We start from the raw sequence: 10,503 nt of genomic DNA on the forward strand, positions 1-10,503 counted from the left end.
TCAACTCTCAAAAATGACGTCGGCGGCGAGGCCGAACGGCAGGTATTCCCTGAGCGCGTCTCGCAGGTTGGCGAGCCGCTGCGGATTGCGGAGCCGGTTGAGGGCTCCCATCTCGGTACGTCCCTCGCCGCCCTCGGCGATTTCACTCGGACAACGCTGTGCCAGTTGGGCGAAAGCCGGCTCCTCGGCGAGCGTCGCGCTGAACACCGGACGAATACTGCGGCGGATGGCGGTTTCCATCTCGGCGGTGAAGGCCACACCCAGCCGTTCCCTGGCCTCGCTCACCTGCAGCTCCGGCGCGCAATGGAAGCGCCGCGGCACGCGCGAGCCGGGCGGCACGTAGCTGAACCGCACATAGCCGGCCTGGCGCCGCGCGATCTCGAGCGGCGCGGTGAAGAGGCTGTCCGACGCCTCGAGGCTGCGGCCGACGCTGCGGCCGAACAGCGTCGAGCGCTCGACCGCGAGGTCGGCCGCGGGCGCGTCGATGACCACCGGCGCGGCCGAAGGATCGCCATCGGCCACCCGGTCTTCGCCCACCACGCTGTCGACGATCGCGATGGCGCCGGCCGCCGCGGCGAGACCGAGGCGCCCACAGATGCTGCGCTCGATCCTGAGCCCGAGCCCGGCATTGCCGGCAGTCACGGTCACCGCGTCGCCCAGCGCCTCGGCGCCGGCGCCGAACGTGCCGCAGCGCAGCTCGAGCCGCCCCAGCTGGCCGGCCATTACCCGCACGCGGCCCTCGAGCAGCAGTCCATCGAGGATCAGCGTGCCCCCGGCTTCGTCGGCTTTCGCCGTGCCGCGCACCTTGAGGTCGCTTGCGAGATGCGGCCGCCGGCCGGCCGGAATCAGGTCGCCCGCCTTGCGGTGCCCTGCGCCCGCCGCGGTATCGCGCAGCGGCCAGCCGGCTGCGACGATCGCCAGCATGGCGCCCTGCGGGATGCTGATGGTTTGCGCCGCGCTACTGAGGTCCTCGTCATAGCTGGCGCTGTCGAGCACCGCGATGATGCCGCGCCGGCCGGCCGCCGCTTCCGCATTCCACAGCGCGATGGCTTCGGCGAGGCTCGCGACGATCGTCTGGCCGGGCGCCGCGCTCAGCGCCTCGGTGCGGCGGGTCACCCCGACCTGCCACAATGGCGGCTGCGCTTCGGGGTCGGCGAACGGTCCGATCCAATCGGCCACCAAGGCCCGGCGATCGCCCGGCCCGGCGCCGAACTCTCCGGCGCTGCCGAACGCATAGCTCACCTCGACGGCCTTGCCCTCGTCATCGGCATGCAGCGACAGCCGCCCCAGCTCGGGATCGAAATTGATCGTACCGGCGACCGCCGGCCGGGTCCAGCTCACGCCGCCCCCCAACTGGCGATCGGCGAGGTTGCAGCAATGGAGCTGCTGGGGCCTGAGGCTGACGCCACCCAGCCGCGCCGCGAACACCGGGCGGGTGCGGAAGAACAACCCTCCGCCCGGCTTGCCGTCGCGCAGCGCCTCGAGATCGGCGGCGATGCGGCGGCGGCGCAGCGGCCCCGGCACCGACGCCTCGGTGCTCGACTGATCGACGCTCTGTTCGGTGCGCGGCCGGTTGAACAGCCGCAGCGGCCGGCCCACCGGATCGAGCAGGCGGTAGCCGGCGCCCGGCGCGGCGGCGCGCGGCACCACGCCGCCGAGATAGCCGCCCTCCCTCTCGTCGGTGAGGAACGGCAGGTCGTTATTGTGGAGTCGCCAGACGAACAGCCCCAGATTGGGGATATTGTAGCGGCCTGAGGTACGGCCGATGGCCCGCACATCGACCGAGTGCGCCGCGCTTTCGAACGGCCCGCCGGTCAGCGTCGCGGCATCGCGCAGCGACATGGTAGCGGGCACCCCACCCTTCTGCCGGTTGAGGTAGCGGGTCTGCTGCAGCAGGCTGAAAAACTCCACCGCCACTGCTGGCCAGCCCGACACGTCGCGAGCCAATTGCTCGACAATGACCCTGGTGCCCTTGGCCTGCCGATAGGCCAGCGTATTGGCGACATAGGCCCTGAGGCTGCCCTCGCCGAACTCACGCAGCGCGCGGGCCCCCACCAGGTCGCCGATATAGGACACGGCCCAGTTCTCACAGGTCTCGATGAACCAGTTGTCGTAGAGCTGATCGGTGTCGCGCTCGACCAGCTCGAGCTCCCGCGTCAGGATCTGCATCAGCGCCAGCAGCGGGCGGCCCTCGTCGGCGTCCCTGGCGGTGATGTAACCCGGCAACAGTTGATACAGCCGGTCGATCGCACTGTTACGCATCGGCAACCTCCAGCGTCAGGGCTATGCCGGTGGGAAGGGCGACCAGCAGCTCGGCGGGATCGATCGTCGGGGCCTCGGCATCGACCACCCGTGCAGCGCCCGCCGGCATCACCGAGGTGAGCGTCGCCGGCCCCGCCTGGCTCGCGCCATAGGGGCTGAGCTGATCGAGATCGCTGTAGACCACCCCTGGCACGCCCTGCATTGCCGCGGTGATCTCAGCCGCGCTGAGCGCGCTGGCCAGCGCCCGCTCGTCATAGCCGAAGCGGCGCAGCAGCTCGGCCTCCACCGCCGCCCGCACGTCCTCGAGGCGATAGCGCCGGTCGTAGGCCAGCTTGGCGGCAATTTGGAAATAGCGCTGCCGATGCGGCGCCACGAACAGCCGATGGCCCGGGTCGCGGCGGCGCTCGATCGCCTCGGCGAGGCTCCGCAACGTGCTGTCGGCTGGGTCGAACACCCCTTCGAGGCGCGGCGCCACGCTGAGATGTACCACCTGCCGGCGGCCCAGCCGCAGCGCCGCCACCTTCGCCTTGCCGATGCCGGCAAAGCCGAGGGCGAAATCCTCGTAATCGGTGAGCGAGACGATGCGGCCGAGCATCCGGACGCTCTGCGGCGCGCTGATCCGCGCATCGGCGAGTGTTTCGGCCGGCGCCGCACCGCGCGCCGGGCTGCGGTTGATCACCGCCCGGATGCCGAGCGGGCGCGATTTCAGCAGCGTCAGGCTCTGTTCGGCCACCTGCCCCGCAACGCCCATGCCGCTGCGATAGCTGGCGGTGACGTTGAGGCTGCCGGTCGGCAGGCGCCTGCCATGCTGGCCATCGCCGAACACCACCCTGGTGGTGCCGTCATCGTCGATCCGCACGGCATAGACCTGGTCGTCCGGCCCGGCATCGTAGAGCGCCTCGACTTCCGACCAGGCGACGCCATCGACCCGCACCACCAGCGTCGTCGCCGTGCCGCGATCGGTGGCGGCGGGAACGAAGGTCAGTTGCGGGCGCGACAGCTTGAACGCCTGGTGCGCCAGCAGCGCGTCGCCGCTGCCCAGCGCCTCCTCGCCGAACTCGCCATGCGTCGCCGGCGCCACATTGGCGTTGGCCTTGAGGCTGGTGCGCACATAGCTGCGCGACAGCCCTTCGGCAAACCCCAGTGTGGTGAAGCCGCCGACATGCGTCACATCGGCGATCACCAGCGTCTCGCCATCGATGAGGCCCAGCGCATCGGCGCGCTCGCCGACGATCGAGATGGCGCTGCCCACGATGACGTCGAGATAGAGCCCGTCGAGGGTCAGGCTCCTGGTGCCGGCCGCGATCGGATCGACGATCGGCAGACCGCCCAGCGGTAATGGCTGGCTCGCCACGCGGGCGATCGCGGTGCGGAAGTTGAGGTCGAGCGCGTCCTTGTCAGTCTTGGTGAAGTCGCCATTCTCGGTCGCGAGCAGCAGGCCGGTGGCCTTGCCGCTGAGCGCGAAGTCGGCGCGGGACTGCGTGCCGACCGCCCCGACACGTAGCGCCCTGACCTGTGATGCGTTGGGGTTTTCAAACAGCACCCAGTCGCCGGGGACGATCTCCGGAATCTCGCGCTCGAGAAACACGTCGACCGGCTCCCTGTCATCGTCACCCGTTTTGCCAGTCAGCGACACGCCCTGCGAGTCGGTCCAGATCTTGACCGGCTTTCCGTCTTTCTCCCAATCCCTCGGGTAAGCCTCGGGAGGCTGCTCCTCGCCCCTCTTGTTCCGGCTCTTTGGCAGCAGCTTCCATTTCGGCGCAGCGTTGCCGAAAAAGCCGGTGCTCTGGCGCAGCATCACGAGGCCGGGGCTGACCTGCTCCAGCGGCGGCGCTTCGATTTCCTTGGGGAAGCGGAACAGCAGCATCAGCTTCACCCGCGGCCAGGCCTGCAGCTTGATGAAGCTCGACAGCGTATTGCCGCGCCAGGTGGCGCGCTTGATCGCCCGGCTGGCGGTCTTGACGTTGAAGGCGATCGGCCGGATGTCGAGCTTCGCCTCCGGCAGCAGCGCCGTCATGAACTTGAGCTTGAGCGGCTTGGGCGGCAGCGGCTTGGTGACCAGCGGCGCGAGCACCACCTCGGTCAGTTGGTGGCCGATATCCTCGCTGACCTCGACGATGCGGAAGGCGCGCGTCTGCGCCAGGGTGCCGACGCCCACCGCCAGCATCCGCATGCCGCGCCGCAGCGAAAGGCCGAGCCCGCGCAACTGGATGCGATCGACGAACACGCCGCGGATGACCGGCGCGATCTCGGGGTTCAGCTTGGCATCTTCGATCAGGTCGTCGAGCGCTGCGCCGATATCGAGCCCCGGCACCACCGCCAGGTACTTGTCGAGATCGGGCTTGGTGATCTCGATCAGGTCGGCGGCATCCACCGCGCTGAAATCGAAGGACGAGTCGAGATCGAGCAGGCAGAGCTCGCCATGGTGCGGCTTGCCTTCGTCCCAGAACATGGCGAGGTGCTGCGGCCGCTCGGTGCGCAGCGCGATGTCGTTCCACTCGGCCCGCGCCGTGATCGGCGCCACCGTCTCGAAGGTCTGCGGCCGTTCGTCGGGGTGTTGCGGCACGCTCAGCACCTGCGTGCCGGTGGGGACCGTGATCACCCGGAACGGATCGTCGCGATCCTCGACCGTGAAGGCGAGGCTTGCAGAGGCGGCGACGCCGGGCCGCAGCTCATAGCCGATCTCCCGCGCCAGCTCGACCATCGAGTCCCGTTCGAGCGCGGTCCTCAGGTAGCCCTCGTTGGCGATCCGCTCCTGGTAGAAGCTCAGCACGTCCAGCGTCACCGAGAACGCGTCGGCCAGCGCAATTGTCGGGTCATCCGCGGCACGGCTGGTGAGGCCGGCCAGAGGCCGCTTTTCCGCCAGCGTCGCCGGATCGACCACCCGCTCGCGCGGCAGGTTGTGCAGCACGCGCGCGAGGAAATCGCCGTGCCGCCCGACCCGATAGTCGATGGCGGCGAGCCCCGCCCGGTTGCCTGGCCGGCGCGGCGCAAAAGCCGCCGGCAGGTCGTCGTCGCTGTCGCCGCTCATCGCCCGCCCTCCACGTAAAAGCGCAGCCGGCCATGCTCGGGCGCGTTGGGGTCGTTATCGAGCCGCGCCACTTCGCGGCGCCCGATGGCGATGACGCCATCTTCGGCATAATCGACGCCCTGATCGTAGAAGCGGCGGAAGCGGCCGCTGGCGCTGGAGCCTGGCAGTTGCATGCCCACCCAGCGCACCCCCGGCACCGCCATGGCTTCGGCGATGATGCTGCTCAGCAGCACATCCTCGCCGAAGCTGAAGGCGTCGGGATGGAAATAGCCACGCGTGCGGTCGGGCCGCACGCCGGAGCTGAACCGGCTCAGCAGCGCCGCCTCGACATGCTCGGCATAGTGGCCATCGGCGGCGCACACCACCAGCGCCACATCGAGCGGTACGAACACCGGCGGCTCGATCTCGAGATCGTGGCCGGCCAGCCGGAACGGCTCGAGAAAGCCGATCAGCTCGGCTTCGAACGCCGCATCGACCGGCCGTCCGCCACGCCGGTCCACCGCGATGAAGATGGTCTGCCAGCTGCCGGTCCAGCGCCGCTCGGCAATGGCGCGCTGCACATCGCGGTGCCGCTCGGCGAACCCCGCATAGTCGTCGGCGGTGACGGCGCGGCGCTGCTGGTGGAAGGCGCGTGGCGCGGCGAGCTTGATCGCCGTCAGCGTTTCCGGCTCGGCGCCGCCCACCGCCGGCAGCGGGTTCCTGATGTCGTCGACGAACCCCGCGTCATCGAGCACGATATGGCCCAGGGCGTCGGCCCCCAGCCGGCCGGCCGCGCCGCTGCCGACCCGCAGTCGCGCCCGGTAGCGGACGCCCGGCTGCGGGGTGGCGCCGAAGCGATTGTCGCCGAACCGCAGCTCGGCGCTGCTGTCATTGCCGGTCTCGACCACGAACTCGGCGGCGAAACGATCGGAATTGAGCAGGTCGGTGCTGGCGAGCCACGTCTCGCCGGCGCTGAGTTCGATCGCCGGCAGCGCCGCGGCGGCATTCTGCTGCAGCGCTTCGGCCGCCGGCCGGCGCCGCGCCGCCACCGCATCGAACGGTACGGCGCGGGTGAGCGGGCCGACGGTGACCCGCGGCCGGTAGGGCGGCGCGCCATAACCCCTGCTGTCGGGTTCGGGCGGCATCTCGGGGTCGAGCGCGCTGCGCCCCACCAGCCCGGCATGCAGCGATTGCCGCGCCTCGGCCTCGGGCGCGAGGTTGGCATAGGCATAATCGAGGGTGTGCCCGTCATCGGCCAGCACGATATTCCCGCGCGCAACCGCCCCCGGCTGCGCGCCATCGCGCCCGAGATTAAGCGCGAATGGCAGGGCGTCGGCCAGCGCCCAGTGGATCTCGAGCACCGGCTTGCCCTCGAGCGGATCGCTGAGCTCGCGCGGGCTGCGGTCGAGCCGCACCGCATGCCGGTGCGTCGGATCGGCCGGGTCACTCGCCGTGCCGCCGATCGGGAAGCGCTCCTCGAACACCAGCACGTCGCCGGCCTCGAGGTGGGTGCTCGCCACCGTGCCGACGAGGTGCGCCATGGTCGCGCCGGAAGGCAGCCGGCCGGCGCTGGCGCTCCAGCTGTGCAGGGTGAGTTCGTTCTGCGCCTGATAGAGCGCCGTCACATCCACCATGGTCTCGAACACTCGCGCCCCGGCATTGAGCGCCTCGGCGAGCCGCTCGGGATCGCGCGGCAACGCCTTGGGCAGCCCGCCGCCACTCGCCCCGTCGGGGCGGGTCAGGAGCATGGTGCCGGCCGGCACCAGCGGTGGGTCGAGCTGGGTGCGGTCCGCATTGACCGTAATGCACACGAAGGTGCGGGCGTTGCAGCTCTCGCCGGCCCGATAACCGAGCAGCCGCGCATGCCGCCGAGCCGAGGCGCGCAGCCGGGCCCGCGACAGATAGGCCTCGGTGCCCACCGCGTCCTGGTAGTAGCTCGCGAGGTCGGCCCCGAAAGCCAGCGTTTCGACCAGGGTGACGCCGAGATCCGCGGCGCTGCGTTCAGTCCAGCCCGGCATGGTCACCGCCATGCGATCAATCATCAGCCGCCGGAAGCTCTCGTAATCCTTGGCGAGGTAGTCGATCGGCGGCGCCGGCGGCGGCTCAGGCAGCGGCGGCGGCGGCGGCAAGGCGTCGAAATCGGTCGGGCAATCGGCCTTGAACGAGAACTCGATCAGCGCCAGCGCCGGATCGAAACTGGCGGGCGGCGCGTCGAGGTTGCTGCCGCGCAGCACCAACCGGTAGCGCGAGAAATCGCCGGCCCGGTCGAGGCTCAGCCGCACCGTCTGGGCATTGGCGCCCGGAGCGGCGGCGATGACCTCGATGCCGACGATCCTGACACCGCCCTCGATGGCGAAGTTCTCCCCGCTCAGATCGGCCACGCCGTCGGGCCTGAGGAACACCACGTCGAGCAGCCGCTGCCGCAGCGCCGGGCTGGGCGCATCGTCATCGAGCACTTCGAGGTAATCGAGCCCGTTGAGGCGCAGCCCGCCGATCTTCACCTGGGAGCCGAGCAGCTTCTTTCGCCTCTCGCTGTTGGCTGAGAACTGCCGCCGATCCATTTCAGGCCTGCCTCACCACTTGCACCGACCGCTCCTGGTCGCCGTCGAGCGGCCGAAAGCGCACTTCCACCGACACCGTCGCGTCATGCGCCTCCACTTCGACGCCACGCACCTCGATGGCTTCCGACAGCCAGCGCTGCAGGCTCGACAGCACCAGGTGCTGCAGCGCCATGGCCAATTCGGGGGCGTTCTGCGAATGCACCAGCTGCCGCGCCCCCGAGCCGAAATCCGGGCGGTTGACCCGCTCGCCCTGGCCGGTGAACAGCACCAGCGCGATGAGATCGCGCACATGCTCGTCGGGGCTGGCCGTTGCCGTGCCGCCGGTCGCCGCCACCCGGTAGGGAAACCCGAACTCGGTCATGAGGCGATCACCTTGGCCTGCACCAGCGCGTAGATCAGCGGCCCGCCCGGGATTTGCTCGGCCGATATGCCCAGGTCCGCGACACCCTGCAGGACCGCCGGCTTGCCCTCGATGAACACCTTGCTCGACAGCGTCGCGAACTTGGAGGTAGTGCAGGGCTGCGGCTTGCCCGGCGGCACGGTGAACGGGCAGCCGGCAATGCTCGCGAGGTCTCCCGCCAGCATTGGCAGGCCATTATCGATCAGCACCTTGGTGGCGCTCGGCTGCATGATGGCGGGAATGCCGTGCGGGCATTGCAGCTGCGTCAGTTGCGTCAGGATCGGAAAGACCATCATCGCCTCACTGCATGATCTTCAGACTGGTGCCGTTGATCGTCACGAACCCGGGCTGCAGCTCGATCTTGTTGCCCGCCGCGCTCAGCGTCATGCCCGCCTGGTCGACGCTGAGCGCCGCCTTGCCGACCGCCCCACCGGCCGCGATCTCGATCTTGAGCGTCGGTAGCGCCCGGTTGTTGTCGATTTCGAGCGTGAACTTGTCGGTCTTGAGCATGGTGATGCCGCTGGCCAGCGGACCGGGCGGCACCGGTGCATCGAGCGGCTGCGCCCAAAAGAAGCCCGAATAGATGGCGTGGCTGGGGTCGCCCTGCTCGAACTCCACCCACACCCCCGCCCCCTTGGGCGGCATGGCGAAAAACCCCACGCCCGGTCCAGCATAGGGCACGCAGGGCCAGGCCCAGCCATTGTCGCCGACGGTGATGCCCGGCACGCTCACCTTGATCCGGCCGCGCCCGGTCAGATCGACATTGTCTTCGACCGTGCCCCGGAATTTGCCGTAGTGCCGCTGGGTCATCTCAGGCCACCCGGACCAGCGGCAGCTTGGCGCCGAGTTCGGCGCGCGACAGCGTGAAATCCTGAGTGTAGCCGCCGCGCGCGATCTTGTGGGTGACGCTGCGCACCAGGTAGGTGCCGTCATGCGTCGCCCCCGCCCCGCGCAGGTCGACCAGTTCGCGCGCCAGCAGCACGTCGTTGTAGCGCGTGCTGTCCAGCGTGCCGTTGACCATCAGGACATTGTCCGACGAGCTGTCGAGCTTGGCCTGGGCCCGGGCAAGCGCCTCGAGGCTGTTGAGGCCGGTGGTTTCCATGCCCACCTCGCGCAGGCTGGGAAAGCCGGTGAAGAAGGTCGGCACCAACCCCAGCGGCGGCCGGCTCGGCACCACCGAGAACACCGGCATAGTCTGCCCGGTAAGCGCATCCTTGACGCTGGACTTGACCATCGTGATGGCCAGCCCATCCTGGGTGAAGCTGAGTCCCGACACATTGGTCACTGGCCCCATATTGGCGCTGAGCGCCGGCTGTGGCAGCTCGGGCGCGATCGGCGGCCCCCAGTAGAGCGAGTTCTGCAGCGGCACCGGGCCCGACTTCACATAGGTGACGAAGCCGAAGCGCGCCGCCATCTCCTCGAGATAATCCCAATCGGTGGCCGTCTGCTGCGGCACGTGCTCGATATTGAGCGGCGGCGTGCTGAGCGGCGGCTGCCGGACATTGGGCAGCATTGCATATTGCGGGTAGCTCGCCGCGATCTTGGCCGCGATCATCGCTTCGGGCTGGTTGATGTGCTCGGTGGGGTTGTATTTGCGGTCGAGCGCGATGGAGAGGTCGTGCCCGCTCAGCACCAGCCGCCCCTCCCCCGGCCGATCGCCCGGCACCAGGTCGCGCCGCGTCACCAGCCCATCCATGATGACGCGCGGCCGGATATCGAAGATCGCCGTCAGCACCACCCGGCTATGCACCTGCAGCAAGGGGTTGAGGATGAGCTCGTAATCGATCAGGTCGGTCGGCCCCGAACGCCCGACGGTGAAGGTGAGCCGGAAGCCGGAGCGCTCGCGGTCGGAGTGGCTGACCTCGACCTCGGCCAGCGCCTCGAGCATGCGGATCGGGGCCGGCAGAGCTACCGGATCGGGCCCGATCAGCAGGTTGAGCCGTACCCCGAGGATATTCATGACTTGGCCCCCGGGTGGCGCGGCAGCGGGATGACCAGCCGCCGGCCCGGCTCTGCCGTCAGCTCCATCGGGTGCATCGCCTCGTTGGCGTCGGCCACCTGGTAGAGGCCCAGCGGGTCGCCCAGATAGCGGTGCGCGATATTGTCGAGCCGGTCGGAATCGCTGGTGGTCACGCCCCCTGCCGTGACATAGGCCGCGGCCGGCGGCACGTTGCGACGTGCCACATAGGTGATGAGCCGCCCCTCGGGCGTGGTGATCGTGCGGGTTGCAAGACCGGCATAGCGACTGGTTTGTTCGAACATCGGCGCGA

At 69.5% G+C, this 10,503-nt stretch carries 8 protein-coding genes; all 8 read right to left on the reverse strand.

Annotated features, from left to right (window positions below; translation table 11 throughout):
• The 8 genes from EN861_RS33005 to EN861_RS33040 are packed head-to-tail and all read right to left on the reverse strand — an operon-like array spanning window position 1 to window position 10,495.
• Window positions 1-2,262: a hypothetical protein gene (locus EN861_RS33005; protein WP_135867658.1), complete on the reverse strand. Its 2,262-nt coding sequence runs from the start codon at window positions 2,260-2,262 to the stop codon at window positions 1-3.
• Window positions 2,255-5,293: a putative baseplate assembly protein gene (locus EN861_RS33010; RefSeq protein WP_135867659.1), complete on the reverse strand. Its 3,039-nt coding sequence runs from the start codon at window positions 5,291-5,293 to the stop codon at window positions 2,255-2,257. The genes EN861_RS33005 and EN861_RS33010 overlap by 8 nt, the downstream gene beginning before the upstream one ends.
• Window positions 5,290-7,833: a putative baseplate assembly protein gene (locus EN861_RS33015; protein ID WP_135867660.1), complete on the reverse strand. Its 2,544-nt coding sequence runs from the start codon at window positions 7,831-7,833 to the stop codon at window positions 5,290-5,292. Before EN861_RS33015 ends, EN861_RS33010 begins: the two co-directional genes overlap by 4 nt.
• Window position 7,834: 1 nt before the next feature.
• Window positions 7,835-8,194: a GPW/gp25 family protein gene (locus tag EN861_RS33020; protein ID WP_135867661.1), complete on the reverse strand. Its 360-nt coding sequence runs from the start codon at window positions 8,192-8,194 to the stop codon at window positions 7,835-7,837.
• Window positions 8,191-8,529 carry a hypothetical protein gene (locus EN861_RS33025; protein WP_135928200.1) on the reverse strand — a complete coding sequence of 113 codons (339 nt, stop codon included), beginning with the start codon at window positions 8,527-8,529 and terminating at the stop codon, window positions 8,191-8,193. The genes EN861_RS33020 and EN861_RS33025 overlap by 4 nt, the downstream gene beginning before the upstream one ends.
• Before the next feature lie 4 nt (window positions 8,530-8,533).
• Window positions 8,534-9,043: a phage baseplate assembly protein V gene (locus EN861_RS33030; protein WP_135867663.1), complete on the reverse strand. Its 510-nt coding sequence runs from the start codon at window positions 9,041-9,043 to the stop codon at window positions 8,534-8,536.
• Between the two features lies 1 nt (window position 9,044).
• Entirely contained in the window at window positions 9,045-10,193 is a 1,149-nt protein-coding gene (locus EN861_RS33035) for a hypothetical protein (protein WP_135867664.1), read from the reverse strand.
• Complete coding sequence (locus EN861_RS33040; protein ID WP_135867665.1) at window positions 10,190-10,495, reverse strand: hypothetical protein; 306 nt, start codon at window positions 10,493-10,495, stop codon at window positions 10,190-10,192. Before EN861_RS33040 ends, EN861_RS33035 begins: the two co-directional genes overlap by 4 nt.
• Window positions 10,496-10,503: the final 8 nt, after the last annotated feature.

The sequence above is a fragment of the Mesorhizobium sp. M8A.F.Ca.ET.218.01.1.1 genome (assembly GCF_004791165.1).
Lineage (GTDB): Bacteria > Pseudomonadota > Alphaproteobacteria > Rhizobiales > Rhizobiaceae > Mesorhizobium.

Coding starts and splice junctions, on each gene's coding strand:
- EN861_RS33005 (WP_135867658.1), bottom strand. CDS start 2,262: ATGCGTAACAGTGCGATCGACCGGCTGTATCAACTGTTGCCGGGTTAC.
- EN861_RS33010 (WP_135867659.1), bottom strand. CDS start 5,293: ATGAGCGGCGACAGCGACGACGACCTGCCGGCGGCTTTTGCGCCGCGC.
- EN861_RS33015 (WP_135867660.1), bottom strand. CDS start 7,833: ATGGATCGGCGGCAGTTCTCAGCCAACAGCGAGAGGCGAAAGAAGCTG.
- EN861_RS33020 (WP_135867661.1), bottom strand. CDS start 8,194: ATGACCGAGTTCGGGTTTCCCTACCGGGTGGCGGCGACCGGCGGCACG.
- EN861_RS33025 (WP_135928200.1), bottom strand. CDS start 8,529: ATGATGGTCTTTCCGATCCTGACGCAACTGACGCAGCTGCAATGCCCG.
- EN861_RS33030 (WP_135867663.1), bottom strand. CDS start 9,043: ATGACCCAGCGGCACTACGGCAAATTCCGGGGCACGGTCGAAGACAAT.
- EN861_RS33035 (WP_135867664.1), bottom strand. CDS start 10,193: ATGAATATCCTCGGGGTACGGCTCAACCTGCTGATCGGGCCCGATCCG.
- EN861_RS33040 (WP_135867665.1), bottom strand. CDS start 10,495: ATGTTCGAACAAACCAGTCGCTATGCCGGTCTTGCAACCCGCACGATC.